Origin of the sequence: Nonomuraea mangrovi, from assembly GCF_042681425.1 — a bacterium.
Classification (GTDB): Bacteria; Actinomycetota; Actinomycetes; order Streptosporangiales; family Streptosporangiaceae; genus Nonomuraea; species Nonomuraea mangrovi.
The window spans coordinates 87,907-113,521 of the sequence record NZ_JBHUFV010000021.1; the positions used below are offsets into that span (position 1 = coordinate 87,907).

The following is a 25,615-nucleotide window of genomic DNA, read 5'->3' on the forward strand; positions in this document are numbered from 1 at the left end:
CGGGCGAACGTGGTCCGCGTCCTGGGGCGGACGAACCCGATCCGCGTCCGGGGGCGGGCGGGCGAAAGTGGTCCGCGTCCGGGGGCGGGCGGCCGAAGCGTGCGGGGAAGGCGGGAACGAAGGGGGCGGGCGCCCCCGGTGGGAGCGCCCGCCACAACGTGCGGCCGGTCAGAAGGAGCCGGTGGTCGTGCCGCCGGTTCCCGACGCGGGCGTGGTGAACGTGCTGTTCGCGCCCGGCTGCCACGCGTCGGCGGTGTCGGGGAAGTTCGCCTCCTTCCGTTTGACGCACTTCCACTCGACCGCCGTGTTCGGCGGCAACGAGCCGATCGTGCCCGTCCACGTCGGGTACGCCGTCGGCGACAGCTTCACCGCGCTGGCCACCGACCAGCCGCCGAGCTGCGGCACGCTTCCCACGGCGTACACCGACTGGCCCGCGGTGGTCGTGCCGTTCGCGCACGAGAAGGTGACGGACACCGGCGCCTGCCCGAGCGTGAACGCGAACGTCTTCGCCGTGGTCACGCCGAGCGAGGCGGACTTGGCCACGATGAGGTTGCCGCCCGCGTTGTACCAGCCGCTGGCGGCGGCGTCGAAGGCCGCCTTGGTGGCGTGCTGGGTGAGCGCCGTCCCGTTGAGCGTCACCGCCGACGCCTGCGTGTCCGCGACGAGTTCCACGACGTTCGCCCGGCTCGCGGGCGCGCCGGTGTAGGTGCCGCTGGAGGCGGCGACGGTGACCGTGGCCGTCGATCCGCTGAGCTGCTGGCTGAGCAGGGTCGTCCGGACGGCCCCGCCCTGGTAGGCGGTGGAGGTCCCGTCGTCCTCGTAGAGGGTGAAGGACGAGGAGGCCGGGGCCGCGTACACGCGGGCGACCAGCTCGTTCCTCGTCGTCGAGTCGGTCCGCTTGCCCATCACGTTCATGGTCTTGTCGTCCACGAACATCTTGGGGATGATCGCCCCCGCGCGGGCGAAGGCCGGCAGCCTGAACGAGCCGTTCACCCACAGCGGCCGGTCGTTGAACCACTGCCCGGTGCTCGTCAGCTTCTCGTTGGTGGCGTAGTCGTACCAGGTGCCCGCGGGCAGGTACATGTTGCGCTTGCGCTCGTTGGCCGCCGCGACCACGCCCACCAGCAGGTCCTTGCCGATGAGCTTCTCGTGCCCCATCTCGCGCACGTTCAGGTCGTTCTGGTGGTAGTAGGCCAGGGGCGGCACGACCGGCTCGCCGAACGCGGCGGCCCTGTGCGCCAGCGAGTAGTAGTACGGCGTCAGCTCGTACCGCTGCCGCAGGTTGGCCAGGTTGCTCGCGGTGTGGCCGATCTTGTCGGGGGAGGTCTGCGCGCAGTTGCACAGGTTCTCCGTGTGCGGCCTGATCGGCACCTCGAACCAGGCGCCGTTGGCGAACCACTGGGTGTAAAGCTCGTTCAGGTCGGAGTTGAGCATCTCCCGCCTGAAACCGCCGATGTCGGAGCCGAAGTAGTCGATCCCGGACATCGACAGGTGCATCTGGACATTCTGCTGCTGGGCCAGCGCCGTCAGCTTGGAGCCGATGTCGGCCGACCACATCGCCACGCCGTACCGCTGCATGCCGCCCGCGCCCGAACGGGCCAGCATGAACGGCCTTTTCGTGCCGGAGGCGTAGCCGCGGGCGATGCTCTCGGCCCACTTGAGGTTGTAGACGTTGTGGTAGTCGGCGTGGGCGTGCTTGCCGGGCAGCACGCCCGAGGTCCAGTCGGAGCCGTCGTACATCTCGGGCTCGCCGAGGTCGAGCCAGTGGCCCATGACACCCTGGTCGGCGAGGGGCCGGCGCTTGGTGGCGTGCCAGTAGTCGCCGGCGGCGTCCTGCGTCCAGTCGATCATGCCGCCGCGGCCCCACCAGTCGTTGGTGGTCAGGTAGACGGGCGCGCACGAGGAGCATCCCGCCCTGTTGAGGTAGCCGCGGGAGGCCATGTCCGCGTGTTCGGGCCGGTTCTTGCCGATGTACGACTCCTCGATCGTCATCAGCCCCACACCCTCGTTCGAGGCCAGGGACGCGATGGTGGCCGAGGGGTTGGGGAAGGCCGCGGTGTCCCACGACAGCGACCCCATCCGGGTGTTGTCGGAGCCCGCCGTCACCCCGCCGAACCATGGCAGGTCCAGCACGAACCCGTCGACGGGGAACGTGCCCGCGCGCAGGCCCGACAGCCGGTTGTCGATCTCCGCCCAGTTGTCGTAGCCGAACTCCGAGACCCACATCCCGAACGCCTTCTTCGGCGGCACGGGCGGCCTTCCGGTCAGCTCCATGTAGTCCTTGCGCAGGTCGGGCAGGTCGGGCCCGGTCATCGTGTACCAGCGGAGCTGGTCGCCCCACGTGTCGACGGTCCACGGGTCGCCGGTGAGGTTCCACTCCTGCTTGTAGACCTGATCGAGGAAGAGGCCGTAGTTGAGGTTGGCCGCCCCCACCGCGAACAGGACGGGGATCTGGGCGTTGCCGACCGGTCCGTTGTCGGTGTCGTAGGCCATGGCGTTGCCGTACTGGCCGCCGGGGGTGCGGGTGCGCCCCACCCAGTCGCCGTCGGCGCTGCCGCCCATGAAGAACTGCTCGCCGAGCCCGTAGGCGTTCTGGATCGAGCCCTTGGTGATCGTCAGGCCCTTCCACGCCTGCGAGAGGTTGCGCGGGCACGCCTCGTACAGCAGCCGCGTGGGGTCGGACACCTTCACGCACAGCGTGCCCGCCGTCACCTCGACCTTCATCGAGGCGGTGGTCAGCGTGTTGCCCGTCTGGTTGAAGCTGGTCGGCCCCGTGTAGTCCTTCTTGGCCACCTGGGGCGTGGTGAACAGCGCCGCCCCCGTGCCGGGAGCGGTGCCGTCTGCCAGCTCGAAGTGGACCAGGTCGTCGTCGAGGAACTCCACGACGAGATAGGTCGACCCGCTCGTGAACTGCACCCGCTGCACGGCCGCCTGCGCGGGCAGCGCGACCAGCAGGGGAACGATCAGCGCGAACGCCATCACGAGTGCTCGTCTCATGGCCGCGCCACCACCAGGTTGTCGAGGTTGACCCCGCCGCCGGCGTACGAGATCTTGATGGATCGCGCGCCCGCGGCCAGTGACGTGGTGAGCGTCGCCGTCCCCCACGTGTCCCAGTTGGCGGTGGACGGGAGCGAGAGCGTGCCCGCCGAGACGCCGTCGACGGTGACCGTGACCGAGGCGGCCGTGGCCGCGCCGTTGGCGTAGCGGAGCTTGAGCTGGTGCCCGCCGGCCGCGTCAGCCTTCACCTGGAAGGTGACGGCGTCGCCCGAGGCCGAGAACTGGTCGACGAACCCGGTCCCCGTGTAGCCGGGGTGGTCGGTGTTGGTGGAGGTGCCGGTGCCGGTGGCGAACTCCGCCTCGTAGCCCGCCTTGTCGACGCCGTTGAGCGTCACGGTCCTGTTGGCGGCGCCGCCGGCGAGCTTCACGTGGGTGAGCTGCTGCGCCGGATCCCACCACCAGCCCTCGGCCGCCGACTTCAGATCGGCCAGTGTGGCCCGCGCCGTGGCGCCGGTCACCGAGGTGGGCTTGGTGGAGGCCACCTGCAGCGTCGACGTCGTGGTCAGCGCCGGTACGGTCACCGCCACCTGGTGCGCGCCCCAGTCCTCCGCCGAGGAGACGGTACGGCTGGCGCCCGCGGAGTCCTCGAAGTAGGCGTAGGAGCTGTTGCCCGCCGGATAGATCCGGAAGACGAGGTTGGTGTAGGAGGTGACGCTGTTGCCGATCTCGCCGCCGAGCTGGTAGTCGGCGTTGAGGTTGAGCGGGATGATCGCTCCGGGTCTGGCGTAGACGGGGATCGTGTCCAGGCCCGCGTTGTAGGTCTTCGTGCCCGGCCCGGTGAACCTGCCGCCGTTCCACAGGTCGTACCACTCGCCCGCGGGCAGGTAGACGCTCTTGGAAGTCGCCCCCTGCGTGGTGATCGGCGCCACCAGCAGCTGCGAACCGAACAGGTACTGCTGGTCGAGCGGCGCCGCCGTCGCGTCACCGGGGAAGGCGAAGCTCATCGCCCTCATCATCGGCACGCCCGTCGCCGAGCTCGCCTTCGCCTCGGTGTAGAGGTAGGGGATCAGGTTCATCCGGACGTTGGCGAACTTCCTGAACGCCGGTATCACGGAGGTGTCGCCGGTGCGCGCCTGGACGTTCCAGGGCGTGCGCGCCTCCGAGGCGGAGGGGTTGGACTTCTCCGAGTGGTACTGCATGATCGGCGAGAAGGTCGCCTGGGCCGCCGAGCGCAGGTACAGCTCGGCGCTGGGGAAGTCGCCGGTGAAGCCCGCCAGGTCCCACGCCGTGTACGGCACGCCCGACTGGCCCGCCGACAGCTGTGCCCGCACGGCCTCCTGGAAGGCGGAGAAGCTCGAGTTCTGGTCGCCCGCCCAGAAGATCGAACTCGTCTGGGCGCCCGAGGTCCCCGCCCTGCTGAAGATCGTGTTCTGCGCGTTCTTGCCCTTGACGTAGGTGTTGTAGGCCTTGGTGTAGCTGTTGGGGTAGGCGTTGTGCATCTCGTCGCCCTTGCGGCCGTCGGCGAACTTCACGCCCCTACCGAAGATCGCCTCGCTGCCGTCGGTCTTGAAGCCGTCGACCCCGACCTCGTCCATGAGGTAGTCGCGCTTGCTCATCCACCAGTTGGTGGCCGCCGTGCTGGTGAAGTCGGGCACCATGCTGTCGCCGAACCACTGGCCCGTGGGGATGCGGTAGGGCCCGTTGGTGGGGTTCTTCACGACGTAGCCCTGGGCCTCGGCGTACGCCTTGTCGTTGAGGTGCTGCTGGGGGGCCGTCGGCGGGTTGGCGTCGAAGTTCTCCTTCAGCACGGGGATCTGCCAGAGGATCATCTTGATCCCCTTGCTGTGCGCGTCGGCGACCATCGCCTTCGGGTTCTGCCATGCCGTGCCGGCGGGGAAGGTCAGGTTCGAGTACGCCAGCTTCCCGCTGCCGGACGTGGGCGTGTAGGTCGCGCCGTGCCAGACGTAGAAGGTCGCCTCGTCGCTCCACTGCTCCAGCACCATCGCCGTGTGCGGGATCTTGTGCGTGCTCGCGTTGGCCAGCTCGGCGGTGACCTCCGCCTGGGTGTTCCACTCGTTGGCCGACATCCACACGCCGAAGGCCCACTTCGGCGGCAGCTGGGGGCGTCCCGTGACCGCGGTGTAGTCGTCGACGATCTTCGCGGGGGTTCCGGCGAAGAAGTGGTAGTCGAGGGTGGAGGCGAGCGCGCCGCCGGTGTCCACGGCGAAGCCGGCCCTGTCGCCAGGGGTGAACAGGGCGTAGCGGGTGCTGGGCAGATAGATGCCGTAGCCGGCCGAGTTGGTGAAGAACGGGACCGACAGGTAGGTGCGGCGGGTCGCGCCCTGGTCCCTGTACTGGTTGTAGACGTAGTTGTGCACGCTGGTGCCGCGCTGGTCGAGCCGGTCGTAGCGCTCGCCGTACCCCTCGAACCGCTCTCCCGCGGGAGAGGCGTAGTTGTCCTCGATCTTGGTGACGGTGGTGGCGCCGTCACTGGCCCAGCGGATGTTGTTCGTGCTGTCCTGCCTGGTGATCAGGGTCGTGCCGTCGCCCTTGTAGATTGACAGCCGGTACGGTGACTTCTGGATCTTCAGGACGAGCGAGCTCGTGGAGATCGTCAGCGTGCCCGCCGAGTCCGACACCGTGTAGCCGGACACGCCCGAGATGGCGAGGCCGGAGCCCGCGGGTGCGATCTGCGTCCTGAAACGGTCGAGCGCGGGGAAGGCGAACCGAATCTTCGGCGTGAACGACCCCGAGCTATCACCGGTCGTGACATCCACTGATGTGCCGTTGTTCGTGAAGCCCGTCACGTTCGTCACCGTGCTCCACGAGGTGACCGTGAACGCGAACGGGCCCGTGCTCCTCTGCCCGCCCCCGTTCACGTCCGCGTTCACGGTGTAGCTGATCTGGTCGCCCCTGGCGAAGGACCCCAGGTTGATCTTCCAGTAGCTGTTGTTGCCGTTGTTGTGATCCCACGCCGCGCCGACGGGGGTCTGGTTCACCCCGTTCTTCGTCCACGTGACCCAGACGGTCTGACCAGGCTCGATCGGCCAGGTGGTGGCGTTGATCTGGACGTTCTCCCCCGCCATGGGGTCGCGGGGGGAGCGTTCGGTCGGCTCGGCCGAGTAGAGGTCGTCGATTCCGGTCGGTTGGTGGTAGACGCCGTCCAGCGCGTAGGCGGGAGCGGCGACGAGGGAGGCCAGCAGGACGGTCACAGCGACGATGACGCCCGACCGTAACCAGGTGCTGTGTTTCTCGATGACCTCGGCGAGCTCGGCCATGAGTGCTCCTCTCAGGATGTGAAGACGGGAGAGAGGTCGGGCCAGCGCTCTGCCGTACAGAGCACCGGCGGCCGGTCGAGGGGAGCGGGCAGCGTGAGCGTCTGCCCGCCGTCGATGGCGAGGCCCGTCCAGACGTCGACCCACTCGCCCGCGGGCAGGTAGGCCTCCACCTTGTCGGCGCCGGGGTCGGTGACGGGCACGACCAGCAGGGCGTCGCCGAGCTTGTACTGCAACGGGTGGCGCCAGATGTCCTGGTCGCCTGGGTGGTCGAAGAACAGGCCGCGCATCAGGGGCGCGCCGCCCGCGATGGTCTTGCGCGCCTCGTCGGCCAGGTAGCCCACCAGTCGCTCCCGCAGCTGCGCGAACCGCCGGAACACCGGGACGACCCGGGAGTCGCCCGTCTGTTCCGCGATGTTCCACGGCGTCCTGTCACGCAGCGGCCTGCGGTGGTGGTTGAACTCCGAGTGGTACTGCATGATCGGCATGAACGCCGACGTGCCCGCGGCGCGCAGGTAGAGCTCCGCGCTCGGCAGCTCGCCGGAGAACCCGGCCAGGTCCCAGCCCCAGTAGACGATCCCGCAGGCCGAAGCGGTGATCCCGGCCCTGATCGAGGAACGGAAAGCCTCCCACGTGGAGTCCTCGTCACCCGCCCAGAAGGCGCCGTGCGGCTGCGAGCCCGCGAAACCGGCCCTGCTGAACGTGACGGGCGCCTTGCCCGCCTGCCTGAGCAGGTCGCCGAAGGCGCGCGCGTAGTGCACAGGGAACAGCCCGTTGCCCTCGTCACCCCTGCGCCCGTCGGCGTAGCGCAGGTCATGGCCCCACGCGTGCTCGCCGCCGTCGGTCTTGAACCCGTCGATCCCGACCTCCTCCACGAGATAGCGGCGCTTGGCCGTCCACCAGTCGCGCACCTCCTGCGAGCTCAGGTCCGGCATCAGCGCCAGCGGGAACCACCAGCCCCTGTTCCTGTACGGCCTGCCGTCCGCCTCCCTGACGCACCTGTCGAGGATCTGCCTGGCGTCCACGGCCGCCTGGTGCCTGGGGTGCGGGCGCATCTTCTGCAGCGGGATCTGCCACAGCAGCACCTTGATGTCGCGCGCGTGCAGCTCGTCCACCATGCCCTTGGGGTCGGGCCACGGACCGTCGGCGGGGAACCGGTAGTCGGCGAGGGTGTGCGGCTCCTCCGAGGGCTCGTACTCCGCGCCCCTGAACGCCGTGAACGTCGTCTCGTCGCTCCACGCCTCGATGACCAGCGCGCCCACGGGAATGTCGGTCTCGCGGTGCCGGTCCATCTCGGCCATGACACGGTCCTGCGTGTTCCACTCGTTGCCGCTGGCCCACAGCCTGAACACCCAGTCGGGCAGCTCGGCCGGCCTGCCCACCGTGCCGAGGAAGGCGTCGAGCACCTCGGCGGGCGAGCCCTCGTGGATCCTCAACGTCAGGTCGGCGCCCTCGGCCTCGACGACGATGCTCTCGCCGATCTCGTACCAGGTCCTGCGGGAGGTGTCGAGGTGGAGGCCCCAGCTGCGCGGGCCGTTGACGACCATGGCGAACGGCATCGGCAGGTAGGTGCGCCCGTGGGCGCCCTGCGACTTGTACTGCTCGAACACCACCGCGTCCAGCGTCCTGCCCCGCTGGTCGACGGCGTCGAAGCGCTCGCCGAACCCGACGACGTGCGCGCCGGGCTCCAGGGCCAGCTCGAAGCGGCCCCGCCGTACCTCGTCGCCGTCGGCCAGCCACCGGACGCTGCCCGGCACCACCCGGTCGCGGCCCACGACCGTCAGCCGCCCGCCCTCGTCTCTCCACTCCGCCGCCGTCACATGGAACCACGTGGTGGCGAACGAACGTGAGGAACCTGTGCCGCCACCGCGGAACCGGTAGCTGTAGCGGCGGCCCGCCTCCAGCGGAGGTGTCACGACGGACCACGACCCCGAGGCGGCCCTGGCCGCCTTGGCCTGCGCCGCCGCGAGATGCCCGCCGTCGACCGCGGCGGACTCCTCCTCGGCCGCGGGACGGCTGAGCGGCAGTTCGAGCGCGGGCAAGCCGATGTCGACCCAGTCGCACACCACGGAGTCGACGTTCGCCGACGCCCGCACCCGCAGCTCGACGCTCTCGCCTGCCATCGGCAGGACGGGCACCCGCTGGTCCTCCGACTCGGCGTACGGGTGCCCCGACCCGTGAGGACGATGGCGGATCATGCGCGGACCTCCAGCGCGTCGGCGAGCATCAGGTACATCCCGTGCGACCACAGCAGCGGGGTCGCCACCGAGCCCCACCGGGCCAGCCACTCGTCGAACCTGCCCGGCGCCAGCAGCACGTCCGACACCTGCTCGGGCAGCTCGCCCGTCGCGGTGGCCTGCGCGCCCATCCAGTCGAGGTAGCGCAGCGCCTCCTCGCGCCGGCCCGCCGCGGCGTGGTTGAGCCCGAGGAAGCCCGCCAGCAGCACCCAGCGGCCGCCGCCGTAGAAGGTGTCGGCCAGGTAGCGGTACACCCCGCCCTCGTGGGCGAGCCGCCGCTCCACCTCGGCCACCGTGGCCACCGAGACGGGGTGGTCCACCGGGTAGAGCCCGAACGGATACACGCACGCCAGCAGGCTCGCGTCGACCGCGTCGCTGCCGAGCCACTTGCGCAGGTGCCCGCCCTGCGCGATCCCCTCGGCCGCGACCAGCGCCGCGATGCCCTCGACCGCCTCGGCCGCCGCCCTCTCCTCCTGCTCGTCGAGGAAACCGGTGCCGATCGCCGCCCTCAGGCCGGCGTGGATCGCGGCCAGCGTCGAGACGTGGCGCTGGTCGACGTGCTCCTCCCACCAGTCGTAGCAGGGCTGGTCCCAGAACCACGACAGGTACTTCGCCGCGACCCTGACCGCCGTGCGCGCGCCCTTCACCTCGGTGCCGTGCCGTCCGACGTGCTCGGCCAGTGCCCACAGCCACGTGCCGTAGCCGTCGAGCTGGTGGTCCCACCACTCGTCGGTGCCCTCGCCGCCGTCGAGCGTGAACCTGGTGGGCAGCATCTCGGCGGGGGAGACGCTCTCGCCGTCGGCGGCCCGCCCGACCAGTGCGTCCACGCGCGCCTGGCGGGCGCCGACGACGCCGGCGCACCACTCGTGGAAGGCGGTCACCCCTTCGAGCACGCCGGACCGGCTCATGCCCTCGGCGATGAACGCGCCGTCGCGCAGCCACGCGTAGCCGCGGTAGGCGGAGAAGGTGGGACACGCCGGGTAGGCCCCCGAGGGCGACTGGTGCGTGCTGATCACATCGACGCTGCGCGACACGAGCTGCGCCCGCGCCAGGTCGCTTCCTACGATCACTTGGTCAGATCTCCTGGTGAGTGAATGGTGCCGAAGGACTCGGGGACAGGGTCAGCCGAGGAGCTCGTCCACCTTGGCGGCCGCCGTCTTGAGCGCCTCCTCGACGGAGGCCCGGCCCGCCGCCGCGTTGGCCAACTCCTGGGTCACCGCGTCCTGCATCTCCTGCTGCCGCTTGATCACCGGCGGCAGCGCGATCGACTTCAGCGAGTCGAAGACCGCCTGGCGGTTGGCCGGCTTGGGGTCCTTGAGGTACCCGGCGAGCACGCCCTGGTCCGAGACCGGAGGCAGCTCCCACGACGACTCGATCCTGGTCGAGGCCGCCACGCCCGACGAGCTGAGGAACTTGGCCCACGCGTAGGCCTCCTTCCCGTGCCTGGTCGTGGTGGAGGCGGCGACCGAGTTGTGGAAGACGGCGCTGGCCTTGGCCGAGTCACCGGGCTCGACGACGACGTCCCACTCGAACGGCACGTCCTTCAGCCCCGCGAACTGCCAGATGCCGTTGTGCCACATCGCGAGCTTGCCCGACTTGAACAGGTTGGTGTCGTAGTCGGCGGTGCCGCCGATCTCCGCCTCGGTCGGCATGGTCTTGCCCACCTTGGACACCAGCCACGTGGCCGCCTTGACGCCCTGGGGGCTGTTGAAGGCCGCCTTCTTGCCGTCGGCGGAGAGGAACTCGCCGCCCGTCTGCTTGAGCGTCTTGTAGAACTCGAAGAACTGCACGGGCTGGAAGTCGCCGAACACGCCCGCCTTCTTGTCGGTCAGCTTCTCGGCGGCCGCCTGCTCCTCCGCCCACGTCCACGAGGCGGTCGGCTCGTCGATCCCCGCCTTCTTGAACAGGTCCTTGTTGTAGAAGAGGACGACGGTGGAGAAGGAGGCGGGCAGCGCGAACTGCTTGCCCTCGTGCTTGAACGCCTCCAGCGACTCCTGCGCGTACCCGGTGGGCGCGGAGTCCCCCGAGACCTGGCCCAGGTCGAGCAGCGAGCCGGCGTCGGCGTAGGTGACGAAGTTCTCGTAGTTGAGCTCGAAGGTGTCGGGCGCGGTGCCGCCCGCGATGCTCGTCTGCAGCTTGGTGAAGTACTGGTCGTACGGCGCGGTCTCCACGACCACGTTCACCTTCGGGTTCTCCTTCTCGAAGGCGGCGACGATCTTGTCGAGGTCCTTCACGTGGTCGGGCGCGGCGGAGAAGGTGAAGTACCTCACTGTCACCTTGCCGCCCTCACCGGCGGCGGAGGTGTCCCTGGTGGCCGAGCCCTGCGAGCACGCGGTGGCGAGGACCGCGGTGGCCAGCGCGGCGAAGGCGAGCCTTGTCCTGGTCATGGGGGGTGATCCTTTACTTGAGCCCTGATTGGGCGACGGAGGCGATGACGTGCTTCTGGGCGAAGAGATAGAGGATGAGGATGGGCACGACGCTGACCACCGACCCGGCCATGACGACGTTCCACTCGGTGGTGAAGCGGCCGTGCAGTTCGGCCAGGCCGAGGGGGAGCGTCATGAACTCGGGCGACTTGATGATCACCAGGGGCCACAGGTAGGCGTTCCAGCTGGCCATGAACCCGAAGATGGCGAAGGTCGCCAGGGCGGGCCTGATCAGTGGCACCACAATCAGCGCAAAAATCCGGAAATGTCCGGCGCCGTCCAGCACCGCCGCCTCATCGAACTCCTTCGGCACCTGGGCGATGGCCTGCCTGAGCAGGAAGACGCCGAACGCCGAGGCGATGGTCGGGGCAAGGACCGCGAAGTAGGTGTCGATGAGGTTGAAGGTCCGCATCTCGATGAACAGCGGCACGATCAGCACCTGCAGCGGCACCATCAGGGTCGCCAGGTAGACCGCGAACAGCGCGCCCCTGCCGGGGAAGGGCAGCCTGGCGAAGGCGTAGGCGGCCATCGCGCTGGTGACCAGCTGCAGGATGGTCGAGGCCGCCCCGATCCACGCGCTGTTGAGCAGGATCCGCCAGAACGGCGTGACCTCGAGCAGCTTGCCGTACGCGCCCAGGTTCGCCCCGTCGGGAGTGAAGTCCGGCGGGGTGGCCAGCACGCTCCCGCTCGGCGTGATCGAGGTGATCACCGCCCACGCGAAGGGGAACAGCATCACCAGCGCGCCCGCGACGACCAGCAGGTACTTCAGAGCCTTACCCATAGTTCACCCACCGGCGCTGCACGCGGACCTGGATCAGCGTCACCAGCAGGACGACCGCGAACAGCAGCCACGACAGCGCCGAGGCCGCGCCCGCCCTGCCGTACTGGAAGGTGAGCCGGTAGACCTGTTCGACCACGACCTCGGTGGCGCCGCCTGGACCGCCCGCGGTCATGACGTGCACCTGGTCGAAGACCTGGAAGCCGTTGATCAGCGAGATGACGACGACGAAGAACGTCGAGGGCGACAGCAGCGGCAGCGTGATGCGGCGGAAGCGCTGCCAGGCCGACGCGCCGTCCACCCGCGCCGCCTCGTGGTACTCGTGCGGGATCGCCTGCAGCCCCGCCAGCAGGATGATCATGACGAAGCCGAGGTCCTTCCACGCCGAGGCTAGAATGATCGACGGCATCGCCCAGGACGGGTCGGTCCACCAGCCGGGCCCTTCGACGCCGAGCAGGCCCAGCGCCCAGTTCACGATGCCGCTGGCGGGGTTGAGCAGCCACTTCCACATCAGCGCGACGACGACCCAGCTGGTGATGACCGGCAGGAAGTAGATCGCGCGGAACAGGTTGCGCCCGCCCATCGCCCTGTTGAGCAGCATCGCCAGGCCGAGCCCTCCCGCGTAGACGAGCGGCAGGTATCCGGCGATGAAGTACAGCGTGTGCAGGAAGGCGGCCCGCGTCTTCGGGTCGGCGAGGACCTCGCCGTAGTTGTCGAGACCCACCCAGCGCATCGGCTCGATCAGGTTCCACTCGTGCAGACTCACCCAGAGCGATCCGGCCATCGGGACCAGCGTGAACAGCACGAGCGGGACGAGGCTCGGCAGCAGGAAGACCGCGACGGTGCCCGCGTAGCGCAGCCTCCTGCGCGGCGGCCCCGCCCGGTGTGCCGCCGCGCGGGTCCGCGGCGGGTCGGCGGTGAGCGTCATGGGGTCGCCCCGATCAGCCTTGCGCGCACGAGCCTTCCCTGCTCGCCCGCGGCGCCTGCCGCGTCGAACGGCGTGGCCAGCACCAGCGCCGCGGCGCCCTGCGCCCAGCTCGTCTCGTCCCAGCTCTCCACCTCGATCGCGATGTCGCGCCGTCCGGGCATGAGCTGGGCGCGGACCGCCCTGTCGAAGCCCACCTGCCAGTACGGCCAGTGCGCGACGCCCTCGCCCAGGATGACCACGACCTCGGGGTCGACCACGTTGATCAGCCCGGCGGTGGATCTGCCGAGGATCCTGCCCGCCTGGTCGAAGACGTCCTGGGCGGCCCTGTCGCCGGCCGCGGCGGCCCTGCCGAGCTCGTCGACCGCGTCCCGCGCGCCGGGGTCGCCCTGCGCCGCGTGGTCTTCGAGCAGCCCCTTCTCCCTCGCGGACGCCACCAGGCCCGCCGAGCCGACGAACGCCTCCAGGCATCCGGCGGTGCCACAGCCGCAGACCGGGCCCGAGGGGTCGACCGGCACGTGGCCGAACTCGCCCGCGCCGCCTCTGGCGCCTCGGTAGACGCGCCCGTCGGTGACGATGGCGGCCCCGACGCCCCGCCCGATCGTCAGGACGAGGAAGTCGCGGTGCGTGCGGCCTCTGCCGTACAGGCGCTCGGCGGCCGCCAGCGCGTTGACGTCGTTCTCCACCAGCACGGGAAGGCTGAGGCGGCGGCGCAGGCGCTCGCCGACGGGCATCGCCTGCCAGCCGAGCGTCGGCGCGTTGACCGTCCCTACGGCCTGGTCGTCGACGCTCCCGGGAACGCCCACGCCGACGCCCAGCAGCGCGGGAGCCTGCTCGATCCGCGCCAGCGTGGCCTCGACGGTGCTCGCGAGGTCGTCGAGCGCGTGTGGCCCCGAGGGGTCGAAGGGGTGCTCCCACGATCCGAGCACCACGCCGTCGAGCCGGACGTCGACGATCACCAGGTGGTCTGCCGTCACCTTGACGCCGAGCGCGCGTCCCGCGGTGCCCACAAGACCGAGCCGCTGCGCGGGACGGCCGCCGCGTGACGGCTTGAGGTCGAGCTCCTCCAGCATGCCGTGCCCCATGAGCTCGCGCGTGAGCTGGGTGACGGACGCGGGGCTGAGGTCGAGCTCCCGGGCGATTTCGGTACGGCTGAGCGGACCGACCGTGCCGAGGAGGGCGAGGATCGCCGTCCTGGTCAGGTCGCCGCGATCACTGCCTGCCATACAGGGACCGGACTTTCTTTGGAAATAAAGTTAGTGGTGAAAATATGAGTCCGCAGGTGTCCCACTGTCAAGAGTTCGCAACCGGGTTGAAACACGAACGGGCGCCCCTCGGCAGAGGGGCGCCCGTCAGATCAGCCGTGCGTCAGGAAGCGTCCTTCGCGCGGGCGCGCAGCGCGCGGCTCACGCCGTCGGCGCCCTCCATGACCATCCTGCGCAGCGCCTGGGGCGCGCCGGAGGAGGCCAGGTAGTCCTCCGCCGCCTGGACGGTCTCCTGCTCGATCAGCAGCGAGGGGAAGCAGCCCACGGCGAAGCTCTGCGCCATGTCGAACGTCCACTCCTCGTAGATCCGCCCGACCTCGGAGAAGTACTTCTCCTTGTACGGCACGAGCAGGTCCACGTGGTGCGGGTCCTGGAACCCCGCGATCGTCGTCCTGAAGATCGCGTTGGCCAGCTTGCCGCCGGTGATCGCCGCCCACGCCTCGGCCTTGGCCTCGGCGGTCGGGATGGCCGCCTTGCACAGGGCGGCCGAGCGCTCGCCCGAGGCGGTGGCGTCGCGCTTCAGCTCCGCCTCGATGTCGTCCGCGCCGAGCACGCCGCCGGAGACCAGCGCGTGCGTCAGCGTCCACCGCAGGTCGGCGTCGACGGCCAGGCCCTCGGGCGCCGACGTGCCGTCGAGGATGCCCTTGACGAAGGCCAGGTCCTCGGTCGAGGTGGCCACCGCGCAGAAGGCGTTGACGTAGGCGAGCTGGTGGTCGGAGCCCGGCTCGGCCGTGCCGATCCACGACTTCAGCGCGGCGGCGAGCTGGGCCAGGCCCTCGGCCTGCCAGGCCGGGTCTGCGTACTGCTGCACGGCCTGGCGGGCCTGCCGCAGGACGGTCTGGACGACCGTGATGTCCTTGACCGACGAGATGCCGGAGATGACCAGCTTGACGTAGTCGCGGGTGGCCATCTCGGCGTCGCGGGTCATGTCCCACGCCGCCGACCAGGACAGGGCGCGCGGCAGCGACTCGGTGAACCGCGAGATGCCCCCGTCGACCAGCGTGGCAAGGGAGCGCTCGTCGAGCCTGACCTTGGCGTAGGTCAGGTCGTCGTCGTTGATCAGAACGAGGTCGGGCTGCGTCTCGCCCATCAGCTCGGCGACGGCCGTACGCGCGCCGACCACGTCGAGCTCGACCCGCCGGGTCCTGACCAGCTCACCGTCGACCTGGGAGTACAGGCCGATCGCGACGCGGTGGGAGCGCAGCGTCGGGTACTCGGCCGGGGCCTCCTGCAGCACCTCGAAGCGGGTGAAGCGGCCCTCGGCGTCCACGTCGAACGAAGGACGCAGCGTGTTGACCCACGAGGTCTCCAGCCACTCCTTCGACCACGACGACAGGTCACGGCCGCTGGTCCGCTCCAGCGCGGTGAGCAGGTCCTTCAGCTCGGTGTTGCCCCACGCGTGCTCGTTGAAGTAGTCGCGCACGCCGGCGAGGAAGTTGTCGAGCCCGACGTAGGCCACCAGCTGCTTGAGCACCGAGGCGCCCTTGGCGTAGGTGATGCCGTCGAAGTTGACCTCGACCGCCTGCATGTCGGGGATGTCGGCGGCGATCGGATGGGTGGAGGGAAGCTGGTCCTGGCGGTAGGCCCACGCCTTCTCCACGTTCGCGAACGTCGTCCACGCGCCCTTGCCCCAGCGGGTGGCCTCGGCCTGGCACAGCACGGAGGCGTAGGTGGCGAACGACTCGTTCAGCCACAGGTCGTCCCACCAGCGCATGGTGACCAGGTCGCCGAACCACATGTGCGCCATCTCGTGCAGGATCGTCTCCGCGCGGCGCTCGATGATGGCGTCGGTGACGCGGGAGCGGAAGACGTAGTCCTCGAGGAAGGTGACACAGCCCGCGTTCTCCATGGCGCCCGCGTTGAACTCGGGGACGAACAGCTGGTCGTACTTCCCGAACGGGTAGCGGACGCCGAAGACCTTGTGGAAGAAGTCGAAGCCCTGGCGGGTGATCTCGAAGATGTTGTCGGCGTCGAGGTGCTCGGCCAGGGAGGCGCGGCAGTAGATGCCCAGCGGGATGCCGTCGTGCTCGGAGGTCACCTTGTGGTAGCCGCCGGCCACCAGCGCGGTGATGTAGGTGGAGATGCGCGGGGTCGGCGTGAAGTGATGCCGCCTGGCCGCCTGGGTGGTGCCGTGACGGCCCGCGTGCTCCTCGAACTGCTCGACGGAGTCGGCCGCGCCGTTGGAGACGACCTCCCAGTCGGCGGGGGCGAGCACGGTCAGCTCGAACGTCGCCTTGAGGTCGGGCTGGTCGAAGCAGGCGTACATGCGGTGCGCGTCGGCCGTCTCGAACTGCGTGTGCAGGTAGACCTTCTGGTCGACCGGGTCGACGAACCTGTGCAGGCCCTCGCCCGTGCGCATGTAGACGCAGTCGGCGTCGATGGTCAACTCGTTGTCGGCGGCGAGGCCGGGCAGCGGGAAGCGGCCCTTGTCCTCGTCGTAGGCGGAGACGTCGAGCGCGACTCCGTTGAGCTCCACCGTGCGCACATGCGCGCCGTGCAGGTCGATGAACGTCGTCGCGCCTGGTTCCGCGGCGGAGAAGCGAACGGTCGTGACGCTCTCGAACCGCTCCTCACCCTCCGTCAGGTCGAGCTTGACGTCGTACGACTCGACCTTCAACAGCCGGGCCCGCTCGCGAGCTTCGTCACGGGTCAGGTTGCCTGCCAAGATCCGCTCCTCTTCACCACATCTTTGGGGTTTTGTCTGAATCCTGCCATGCCAGGAATAGTCCTGACTCTCACTCAGGTTATGGCCGACGGCAAGGTCACCTGAATGAGAGAACCCCCAACATGGCTGAGCGAACCCCCGTAGACCTCTGGTTCGACCCGTTCTGCCCCTTCGCCTGGATCACTTCCCGCTGGCTGGTGGAAGTCGAGAAGGTGCGCGAGATCGAACCCCGCTGGCACATCATGAGCCTGAACGTCCTCAACGAGGACAAGGACATCTCTCCCGAGTACCGCGAGATGATCGCCGCGGCGATCGGCCCTGTCCGCGTCGTCGCCGCCGCGGCGGAGAAGTACGGCGAGCACGTGGTCGGCCCCCTCTACACCGAGCTCGGAACGCGCTTCCACAACGAGGGCAGGCCCAAGGAGGGCCCCACGATCAGGGACACGCTCGCCGACGCCCTGGAAGCCGCGGGGCTCGACAGGGAGGTGGCCGACGCGATGGACTCCGCCGACTACGACGAGGCGATCAGGGAGTCGCACTTCCGTGGCATGGACCTCGTCGGGCAGGAGGTCGGCACCCCCGTCATCCAGGTCGAGGGCGTCGCCTTCTTCGGGCCCGTCCTGACGAAGATCCTGCGCGGCGAGGACGCGGGCAGGCTCTGGGACGGCGTGCGCACCGTCGCGGGCTTCGAGGACTTCTTCGAACTCAAGCGGACCCGCACCCGGCGCCCCGTCTTCGACTAAGGGATCCGAGATCTCGGACATGTCCCCCTAACCTGGGCGGTTCGCCGTACCCTCGGGGAGTCAAGGTTCTCGCTTTGTGACCTTCGGCGCGCGAGGATGGGGGACATGCGTCATCTCTATATCAACGGGGCCTGGACGGCCTCGGTCTCGGGAGAAGGAATCGATGTCGTCAATCCGGCCACCGAGGAGACGATCGATACCGTTCCCGCAGGCGCTCCCGATGACGCAGAGGCGGCGGTCCTGTTCGCCCGCGCCGCGTTCCCCGCGTGGGCGAACACCGCGCCCGCCGAGCGGGGCAAGCTGCTGGCCGCCGCGGCCGACCTGCTGAGACAGCGCGCCGAGAGCGTCGCCAGGACGATCTCCACCGACATGGGCTCGCCGTATGGCTTCGCGCTGAAGGTGCAGACGCTCATGCCCGCCGGCGTGCTGGCCTCCTACGCGCAAATGGCCGAGAGCCACCCCCGCGAGAGCAGGGTCGGCAACTCGGTCGTGGTGAAGGAGCCCGTGGGCGTCGTGGCCGCGATCACCCCGTGGAACTACCCCCTCCACCAGATCGTCTGCAAGGTCGCGCCGGCGCTGGCGGCGGGGTGCACGGTCGTGCTCAAGCCCAGCGAGGTGGCCCCGCTCGCCGCCTACGCTCTGGCCGAGATCTTCCACGAGGTCGGCCTGCCCCGTGGTGTCTTCAACCTGGTCAGCGGCAGGGGCCCGGTCGTCGGCGAGGCGCTGGCCGCCCACCCCGAGGTCGACATGATCTCCTTCACCGGCTCGACCGGGGCAGGCCGCAGGGTGGCCGCGCTGGCGGCCGAGGGCGTCAAGCGGGTGGCGCTGGAGCTCGGCGGCAAGTCGGCCAACCTGATCCTGCCCGACGCCGACCTGCCCGTCGCGGTCAAGGCCGGTGTCGCCAACGCCTTCGTCAACGCGGGGCAGACGTGCTCGGCGTGGTCGCGCATGATCGTCCACCGCGACCAGTACGACCAGGCGGTGAGGATGGCCGTCGAAGCCGCCCGCAAGTACCTCGTGGGCGACCCCTTCGACGAGGCCACCAGGATCGGCCCGCTGGTGTCGGCCGCCCAGCGCGACCGGGTGGTCCGCTACATCAACACTGGTCAGGAGGAGGGCGCGCGCCTCATCATCGGCGGCACCGAGCGTCCTCTGGACCGCGGCTACTACGTCGAGCCGACCATCTTCGCCGGCGTGGAGCCGGGGATGACGATCGAGCAGGAGGAGATCTTCGGTCCCGTCCTGTCGATCATCCCCTTCACCAGCGAGGAGCAGGCCGTGCAGATCGCCGACGGCACCCGCTACGGCCTTTCGGGCGCGGTGTGGGCGGGCACGCAGGAGCGGGCGCTGGCGGTGGCCAGGCGGCTGCGCACGGGGCAGGTCTCGGTCAACGGCGGCCAGTTCAACCCGCACGCGCCCTTCGGCGGCTACAAGCACTCGGGCATCGGCAGAGAGCTGGGCGAGCACGGCCTCGAGGAGTACTTCGAGATCAAGTCGCTCCAGCTCTGAGCCGCGGGCGTCAGTGCGTGCGCTGGAGGATCTTGCGCGCCTCGCTCTTCGGCAGCCTGTCGACGTAGAGCGTGCCGTCCAGGTGGTCGGTCTCGTGCTGGAAGCAGCGCGCCAGCAGCCCGCGCGCCCTCAGCTTCACCTTCCGCCCGAGCCTGTCCATGCCCTCGATGCTGACGCCCGCCGCACGGGGCGTCGCCGCGTAGAGCGGCTTGCCGGTGTCACGCCCGGGGACCGACAGGCAGCCCTCCTCGTCGAGCACCTCCTCGGCGTCGTCGATCGTCAGCGTGGGGTTGATCAGGTGGCCCTTGCGCCCGCTGCAGTCGTAGACGAACAGCCTGCGCGACACGCCGATCTGCGGCCCGGCCAGGCCCACGCCGTCGGCCGCGTACATCGCCTCGAACATCTCGTCGATGAGCTTCCTCAGCTCCTTGTCGAAGTCGACGACGGGTTCGGCCGGGGTGCGCAGGACGGGATCGCCGATGTACCGGATCTCACGCATGGGCGCTGCACTCCTGTAAGGACTGAATGGGGCAAGAGCCTCTTACTCTAGCGTGGGACCGACGTGGCTCGCGCCCCGCGAACCTGCGAAACTGGTCCCGTGCGTGTCTACATCGGTGCCGACCATGCCGGCTATGAGCTGAAGAACCACCTGGTGACCTGGTTGAAGGACCAGGGCCACGAGGTGACCGACTGCGGTCCTTTCGTCTATGACGCCGAGGACGACTACCCGGCGTTCGTGCTGCGCGCCGCCGAGGGCGTCGCGGGCGACCCCGGCAGCCTCGGCATCGTGATCGGCGGCTCGGGCAACGGCGAGCAGATCGCGGCCAACAAGGTGCGCGGCATCCGCGCGGCCCTGGCCTGGAGCGAGGAGACGGCGCGCCTGTCCCGCGAGCACAACAACGCCAACATCGTCAGCCTCGGCGCGCGCATGCACTCCGAGGAGGAGGCGACCAGGTTCGTCGAGGTCTTCCTCGACACGCCGTTCTCCGGCGCCGAGCGCCACAGCCGCCGCATCGCCCAGCTCGTCTCCTACGAGACCATCGGCCAGCTCCCGCCGCTGCCCTAGCCGCGCGGATGCGAGCCCGCCGCGGGCTACGACTTGCGGCGGGTCTCGCGCCGTGGTGCCTCGTCGCGCAACGGCCGCCGGTCGGCGGCGTCCTGCTGTTCCTGCGAGGGCTTGGAGACGTCCCTCGCCCGCATCGCGGTGATCGCCGTGATCTGCAAACTCTGCAGCGCCATACCTGTGACTGTAGCCCGCCGCCGCGGTCCCCGAAGGCGGGCGGCCCCGGTCAGAAGACGAGGCCCGCCCACGGCGCGGGCGACCACGACATGGCGGTGGCGAGGGCGCGGACCGCTCCCGCCGAGTGCTCGGTGAGCAGACCCGCCGCCTGCTGGGCGGTCAGCGAGCCGGCGCCCAGATAGGCCCCGCCGAGCGCGGACACCGGCAGCGACACGTCAGGGGTCTCGTCGGTGGGCTTGCACGAGGCCGAGCCGGTGTCGGCCGTCAGCCGCCAGCGGCCCGCGTTCCACGGGCAGACGTCGTCGTCCACCTCGATCACCAGGTCCACGGGCGCGGAGTAGGCGCGGGAGACCAGCGCGGCGTCCACCGAGACCAGCCTGACCCACAGCTCGTCGCCCCAGCGCGAGTGGAGCTGGCGGACGTCGGCCAGCAGCTGGGTGATCGGGTCGTCGACCGGGATGTCGGCCGTCACCTTGGTGACCAGGTCGCGGTCGAGCACCGCGCGCCACAGCAGCGCGTGCGCCGCGGGGTCGGTCGCGTGCAGCTCACGCAACTGCAGCTCGCAGTCAGGCCCGCCGTTCTCGCCCCACGCCGACTTGACCCTGAACAGCGCGTAGCCGCGCGCCCCTGAGGAGTCCTCCACGAGGAAGCCGCGCAGGCTGCCCGCGCCCTGCTGGTCGAACTCCTCGTCGGCCAGGCTCATGTTCCAGAAGTGCTCGTTGCGTGCGTACCGGCCGGGCCGCTCGGTCATGACCCTGGCGAACAGCTCCTCCAGGGTGGACCTGACCTCGGCGGGCTTGACCACGCGGACCCTGAGCGAGGGGTCGGAGGGCGCGGCGGGGGTGAAGGCCGACCGGTGCGTGGGGATGCTGACCGCCAGGTTGTCGGCCGCCCTGCCGTAGCCGTACCGGCCGTAGATGATCGCCTCGGAGGCGTACAGCGCGGCCACGGCCTCGCCCCGCTCGCGCACGTCGGCGAGCTGGCGGCGCATGATCTGCGAGAGGATGCCGCGACGGCGATGCGAGGGAAGCACACTGACCGCGGTCACCCCGGCGACGGGCAGGGCGCCGCCCGGTACGGCCATCGAGAAGCTGTGGATGCCGGTGACGCCGGCGATGAGGTCGCCGTCGAAGGCGGCCAGGGTCCGGTCGAACTCGGTGTTCGCCTTCCAGCGTTCGGACTGGGTGGGGTGCGGCGTCCAGTTGAAGGCCTCGGCGAGCACGCCGCTGAACTGGGGCCACTGCTCTTCCGAGATGGGGCGGATCGGATAGCTCATCCGTCCACGGTAGGAGCGGGCAAAGCCGGACGGCCACCCAATATCCGTGCTTAATGATCAAGGCGTTGGTCAAGTGGGCTGCCCAAACCCGGGAGAGACCGATACAGTCGAGCGCATCATGAACTCACGTCCGGTGCCGCAGATCCCGCCTCGGCTCCGTGCGGTGCTGGTCAAAGTGCCTGGTCTGGTGCCCGCGGTCAGGTTCCTCAGAAGAGGGCCGCTGGCCAGGGACCGCAACCTGCTGATCACTCTGTCGGTGCTGACCCTGATGGTCGGCGGGCTCGCCGCCCGCGTGTCCACCGAGTGGTTCTCGCCCTCCCTGTTCATCCTCATCACCCTGGTCGGCGGGCTGCAACTGCGGCTGCGCAGCCTGGCGGTCCTGCTGGTCTCCGTCCTGGCATCCCTCGCCTACATTGGAGCGGTCCTGGGGGTCAACAGGATCGGTCTCGGGCTCATGGTGAGCATCGGCTTCACCACGGTCCTGGCCGTGCTCATGGCCCGCACCAGGGGCAAGCTGGGCGTGCAGGGCCTGCGCGGCGACGCCATGCTGCTGGAGCTGCGCGACAGGCTCAAGAGCCAGAGCGAGCTGCCCTCGCTGCCCAAGGACTGGGGCGCCAAGGTGGTGCTCAAACAGGCCGGCGGCTCCTCCTTCGGCGGCGACTTCCTGGTCTCCATGCGCGACGGCGACAACGTGGAGATCGCGCTGGTCGACGTGTCGGGAAAGGGTGTCGACGCCGGCACCAGGGCGCTGCTGCTGTCCGGCACGTTCGGCGGGCTGCTCGGCTCGGTCGACGACTTCCTGCCCGCCTGCAACGGCTACCTCCACCGCCAGCGCGGCGACGAGGGCTTCGTCACCGCCGTCCACCTGCGCCTCGACCTGAGCACCGGCGAGTACACGATCACCTCCGCCGGCCATCCGCCTGTGGTCAAGCTCGACTCGGGTACGGGCAACTGGGAGATCGCCTCGGCCAAAGGCGTGGTCCTCGGCGTGGTGCCCGACCTGCACTGCGAGCCCGACAGCGGGGTGCTGCGCAAGGGCGACGCGCTCCTGCTCTACACCGACGGGCTCATCGAACAGCCTGGCCGCGACATCGACGCCGGCCTCGACAGGCTGCTGGGCGAGGCCGAGCGGCTGCTGCCCTCGGGGTTCCGCGACGGAGCGAGGGCACTGGTCAACTCGATGGCGTCAGGACACAACGACGACTGCGCGCTCGTCCTCATCTGGCGCCCATGACGAATCACACGGTCAGATCGTGAGCTGAGTCACTGTCTGGCGGTGGAGCGGCCTTGAGATTCTCAAGGCGTGGACAACCGGTATGAGCTCTACTGCCTTGTCGATCCCCTGTTCTGCGACTCACCGGTGATCGACGGCGCGCCCGAGTTCGTCCATGCGACCAGGCGCGCTCCAGGGGGATGGACGCGTACCGCGCAGGCCGGGCGGGCGACCTCGCCTGCCTGGCGCCGCACGAGGAGCCGGTCTCGCTTCCCTTCCTGCAGGCCCCGCGCCGAAGAGAGCGCCGGCGCGGACTGAGCGCCCCCAGAGCCCGGGTCCCGGTAGGAGCGGCGCGGTTCCGCCGGGACCCGGTCATCATCCGCGCGGCAAGCCGCTACAGCCAGCCGGACCGCTACAGCCAGCCGGAGTCGCTGGCGATGCGCACCGCGTCGATCCTGTTGCGGGCGCCCGTCTTGCACATGATCCGTGACAGGTGGTTGCGGACCGTGCCGACCGACAGGAACAACTCGTCGGCGATCTCCGTGGAGCGGGCCCCGCCCGCCGCGACCCTCAGCACGTCCCGTTCGCGCGGGGTCAGCGGGTTGGCGACCGACTCCAGCGCGGCCAGCGCCAGCTCCGAGTCGACCGCCCTGCGTCCCCCGCCCACCGCACGCAGGCCCTCGGCCAGCACCTCGGGCGCCACGTCGAGGCTCATGAAGCCCGCCGCGTGGGCCTCGAAGGCCCGCCGTACCTGACCGGGGTTGGGCTGGGCGGAAAGGATCAGCACCCTGCAGCGGGGAGCCTGCTCGCGCAGCAGCGCGGCGGCGGCCAAGCCGCCGAGATCGGGCAGGTCGAGGTCGACGACGGCGGCGTGGGGATCGTGCTCGAGCGCCGCGGGAACGATCCCCGCGCCCGTGCCGACCTCGGCGACCACCTCGAGATCGGCCTCCACGTCGAGCGAGGCGACCAGGCCCCTTCGCACCAGCGGGAGGTGCTCGGCTACCAGGATCCGAAGCGACACATCTCCTAGAGTGATCGTGTGACTGCGTACTGTCAACGCGGTCTCCGGATTCCGCAAAGGACGCGCAAGCCGTTCAGCATCGGATTGTTCGACTACTCTGGGCTTGTCGGACCTTCTCCTCAGCCATGGAGCGCGCGTAGATGATCTGGCTCTACATCGCGGGGATCGTCATCTTCGTGCTCGGCCTGATGGCCTCCATCGGGCTGCACGAGATCGGTCACCTCGTTCCCGCCAAGCTGTTCGGCGTCAGGGTGACGCAGTACATGGTGGGCTTCGGCGGCACCATGTGGTCGAGGCGGAGGGGCGAGACCGAGTACGGGATCAAGTGGATCCCGTTCGGCGGCTACATCCGGATGATCGGGATGCTGCCGCCCCGTCCCGGTGACGATCCGACCAAGCTGCGGAGAGCCTCGACCGGGCCGTTCCAGGGGTTGATCGACACCGCGAGGGACGTCGCGCAGGAGGAGGTCGGCCCCGGCGACGAGGACCGTGTCTTCTACCGCAAGAAGTGGTGGCAGAAGGTCATCATCATGTTCGGCGGCCCGCTGATGAACTTCGTGCTGGCCTTCGTGCTGTTCACGATCCTGCTCGTCGGCATCGGACTGCCGGGCCTGTCGCCCGTGGTCTCGCCCGACACCAACGCCTGCGTCGTCCCCCACGGCCAGACCCGCACGGTCTGCGCGGCAGGCGACCAGCCGACGCCCGCCGCCAAGGCGGGCATGAAGGCGGGCGACAGGATCGTCGCCTTCAACGGCGTCAAGGTCGCCAACTGGGAAGAGGCCACCCAGAAGATCAGGAAGAACGGCCCGGGCCCCGTCACGGTCGGCATCATCCGCGACGGCAGGCCGATGACGCTCAACGTCACGCTCATCGGCAGGGAGGCCATCGACGACCCCACCGCCAAGACCAAGGGCGAGGGCTTCCTCGGCGTCCAGGCCACCAGGATCTACGAGCAGCAGAGCTTCGGCACCGTGATCGGCTACATGGCCACGCTGACGGGCCACGTGGCCGAGTCGCTGGTCAACCTGCCGCAGCGGATGGTCGGCGTGTGGCACGCCGCCTTCTCGGGCGAGGAGCGCGACCCCAACGGGCCCATCGGCGTCGTCGGCGCGGGGCGCATCGGCGGCGAGATCGCCGCCTCGGGCCTTCCGGTCAAGGACAAGCTCTTCGAGCTGGTCAACCTGCTGGCCGGCTTCAACCTGGCGATCGGCATGTTCAACCTGATCCCGCTGCTGCCGCTCGACGGCGGCCACATCGCGGGCGGCCTGTGGGAAGGGCTCAAGCGGGCCTACGCCCGGGTCATGCGGCGACCCGAGCCCGGCTACGTCGACATCGCCAAGGTGCTGCCGCTGACGTACGCGCTCGCCATGGTGATGATCGTCATGGCGGGTCTGCTCGTCTACGCCGACCTGGTCAACCCGATCAAGCTGTCAGGCTGAGGTCACTCGCCCGTCACGCCGTCGATCCGCTCGCGCAGCAGGTCGGCGTGACCGTTGTGGCGGGCGTACTCCTCGATCATGTGCACCATGATCCAGCGCAGTGACACCTCGTTGCCGTGGCGCAGCGTCCTGCCGATCGTGTCGAGCGGGAGGCCCGCCGACACCTTCCTGGCGTAGGCGATCTCGGCGCGCCAGGCCTCCAGTGCCTGCTCACCCGTCATCGTGGCGATGTCGTCGAAGGCGTCGTCGGGCCGGTCGGGCGTCGAGTGCAGGCGCGGGACGTCCTCGCCCATCAGGTGCCTGCGGAACCAACTGCGCTCCACGTCGGCCATGTGGCGCAGCAGGCCGAGCAGCGACAGCGTGGACGGCGCCGCCGAGCGCTCGCGCAGTCGGTCGTCGGTCAGGCCCGCGCATTTGATCGCGAGCGTCTCACGGTGCCAGTCGAGCCAGGCGTCGAGCATCTCCCGCTCGCCCGCGACGAACGGGGTGATCATCCGAGTATCAGTCATAACGTGTGATTATGGACCCGCCGTCAAGTACGGCGCGCCCTGACGGCCGGCGTGGGGGATGGGATGCTCGCGCGGCTCCACCACCGGCTCGATCGCC

General features: G+C 69.7%; 19 protein-coding genes. 5 read left to right on the forward strand and 14 right to left on the reverse strand.

Annotated elements, in window-relative coordinates; all coding sequences use genetic code 11:
• Positions 1-168 precede the first annotated feature (168 nt).
• From ACFSKW_RS13925 to pepN, 9 genes are all read right to left on the reverse strand, one after another.
• Positions 169-2,997, reverse strand: a complete 2,829-nt coding sequence (locus tag ACFSKW_RS13925) for a TIM-barrel domain-containing protein (protein WP_379572637.1) — start codon at positions 2,995-2,997, stop codon at positions 169-171.
• Positions 2,994-6,275: a TIM-barrel domain-containing protein gene (locus tag ACFSKW_RS13930; RefSeq protein WP_379572638.1), complete on the reverse strand. Its 3,282-nt coding sequence runs from the start codon at positions 6,273-6,275 to the stop codon at positions 2,994-2,996. The genes ACFSKW_RS13925 and ACFSKW_RS13930 overlap by 4 nt, the downstream gene beginning before the upstream one ends.
• 11 nt (positions 6,276-6,286) lie before the next feature.
• Entirely contained in the window at positions 6,287-8,470 is a 2,184-nt protein-coding gene (locus ACFSKW_RS13935; RefSeq protein ID WP_379572639.1) for a glycoside hydrolase family 31 protein, read from the reverse strand.
• Positions 8,467-9,579 (reverse strand): glycoside hydrolase family 15 protein, encoded by a 1,113-nt coding sequence (locus ACFSKW_RS13940; protein WP_379572640.1) that lies wholly within the window; start codon positions 9,577-9,579, stop codon positions 8,467-8,469. The genes ACFSKW_RS13935 and ACFSKW_RS13940 overlap by 4 nt, the downstream gene beginning before the upstream one ends.
• 51 nt (positions 9,580-9,630) lie before the next feature.
• Positions 9,631-10,896, reverse strand: a complete 1,266-nt coding sequence (locus tag ACFSKW_RS13945) for an ABC transporter substrate-binding protein (RefSeq protein ID WP_379572641.1) — start codon at positions 10,894-10,896, stop codon at positions 9,631-9,633.
• A 13-nt stretch (positions 10,897-10,909) separates the two neighbouring features.
• Positions 10,910-11,716 (reverse strand): carbohydrate ABC transporter permease, encoded by an 807-nt coding sequence (locus ACFSKW_RS13950; protein ID WP_379572642.1) that lies wholly within the window; start codon positions 11,714-11,716, stop codon positions 10,910-10,912.
• Positions 11,709-12,641 (reverse strand): carbohydrate ABC transporter permease, encoded by a 933-nt coding sequence (locus ACFSKW_RS13955; RefSeq protein ID WP_379572643.1) that lies wholly within the window; start codon positions 12,639-12,641, stop codon positions 11,709-11,711. The genes ACFSKW_RS13950 and ACFSKW_RS13955 overlap by 8 nt, the downstream gene beginning before the upstream one ends.
• The gene (locus ACFSKW_RS13960) at positions 12,638-13,864 is read right to left on the reverse strand and encodes an ROK family protein (protein WP_379572644.1); all 1,227 of its coding nucleotides are present in this window, start codon (positions 13,862-13,864) and stop codon (positions 12,638-12,640) included. The genes ACFSKW_RS13955 and ACFSKW_RS13960 overlap by 4 nt, the downstream gene beginning before the upstream one ends.
• 142 nt (positions 13,865-14,006) lie before the next feature.
• Positions 14,007-16,568 carry an aminopeptidase N gene (pepN, locus tag ACFSKW_RS13965; RefSeq protein WP_379572645.1) on the reverse strand — a complete coding sequence of 854 codons (2,562 nt, stop codon included), beginning with the start codon at positions 16,566-16,568 and terminating at the stop codon, positions 14,007-14,009.
• Positions 16,569-16,690: 122 nt separating this feature from the next.
• Here pepN and ACFSKW_RS13970 point away from each other — a divergent pair, with 122 nt between their 5' ends.
• Positions 16,691-17,311: a mycothiol-dependent nitroreductase Rv2466c family protein gene (locus tag ACFSKW_RS13970; protein ID WP_379572646.1), complete on the forward strand. Its 621-nt coding sequence runs from the start codon at positions 16,691-16,693 to the stop codon at positions 17,309-17,311.
• Between the two features lie 105 nt (positions 17,312-17,416).
• Entirely contained in the window at positions 17,417-18,820 is a 1,404-nt protein-coding gene (locus tag ACFSKW_RS13975; protein ID WP_379572647.1) for an aldehyde dehydrogenase family protein, read from the forward strand.
• 10 nt (positions 18,821-18,830) lie between these two features.
• Here ACFSKW_RS13975 and def read toward each other — a convergent pair whose 3' ends face one another.
• Positions 18,831-19,319: a peptide deformylase gene (def, locus tag ACFSKW_RS13980; protein ID WP_379572648.1), complete on the reverse strand. Its 489-nt coding sequence runs from the start codon at positions 19,317-19,319 to the stop codon at positions 18,831-18,833.
• A gap of 99 nt (positions 19,320-19,418) precedes the next feature.
• Here def and ACFSKW_RS13985 point away from each other — a divergent pair, with 99 nt between their 5' ends.
• Complete coding sequence (locus tag ACFSKW_RS13985; protein WP_379572649.1) at positions 19,419-19,886, forward strand: ribose-5-phosphate isomerase; 468 nt, start codon at positions 19,419-19,421, stop codon at positions 19,884-19,886.
• Between the two features lie 26 nt (positions 19,887-19,912).
• On the opposite strand, the gene ACFSKW_RS13990 is transcribed toward ACFSKW_RS13985, so the two are convergent.
• Both ACFSKW_RS13990 and ACFSKW_RS13995 read right to left on the reverse strand, forming a co-directional pair.
• Positions 19,913-20,059, reverse strand: a complete 147-nt coding sequence (locus ACFSKW_RS13990) for a hypothetical protein (protein ID WP_379572650.1) — start codon at positions 20,057-20,059, stop codon at positions 19,913-19,915.
• A 50-nt stretch (positions 20,060-20,109) separates the two neighbouring features.
• Positions 20,110-21,336 (reverse strand): GNAT family N-acetyltransferase, encoded by a 1,227-nt coding sequence (locus tag ACFSKW_RS13995; RefSeq protein WP_379572651.1) that lies wholly within the window; start codon positions 21,334-21,336, stop codon positions 20,110-20,112.
• 118 nt (positions 21,337-21,454) lie between these two features.
• Here ACFSKW_RS13995 and ACFSKW_RS14000 point away from each other — a divergent pair, with 118 nt between their 5' ends.
• Positions 21,455-22,570, forward strand: a complete 1,116-nt coding sequence (locus tag ACFSKW_RS14000) for a PP2C family protein-serine/threonine phosphatase (RefSeq protein ID WP_379572652.1) — start codon at positions 21,455-21,457, stop codon at positions 22,568-22,570.
• Positions 22,571-22,961: 391 nt separating this feature from the next.
• Here ACFSKW_RS14000 and ACFSKW_RS14005 read toward each other — a convergent pair whose 3' ends face one another.
• Positions 22,962-23,570 (reverse strand): response regulator transcription factor, encoded by a 609-nt coding sequence (locus ACFSKW_RS14005; RefSeq protein ID WP_379572653.1) that lies wholly within the window; start codon positions 23,568-23,570, stop codon positions 22,962-22,964.
• A 140-nt stretch (positions 23,571-23,710) separates the two neighbouring features.
• Here ACFSKW_RS14005 and ACFSKW_RS14010 point away from each other — a divergent pair, with 140 nt between their 5' ends.
• The gene (locus ACFSKW_RS14010; protein WP_379572654.1) at positions 23,711-25,009 is read left to right on the forward strand and encodes a M50 family metallopeptidase; all 1,299 of its coding nucleotides are present in this window, start codon (positions 23,711-23,713) and stop codon (positions 25,007-25,009) included.
• Positions 25,010-25,011: 2 nt separating this feature from the next.
• Here the strand turns inward: ACFSKW_RS14010 and ACFSKW_RS14015 are convergent, their stop codons facing one another.
• Positions 25,012-25,518: a DinB family protein gene (locus tag ACFSKW_RS14015; RefSeq protein ID WP_379572655.1), complete on the reverse strand. Its 507-nt coding sequence runs from the start codon at positions 25,516-25,518 to the stop codon at positions 25,012-25,014.
• Positions 25,519-25,615 lie beyond the last annotated feature (97 nt).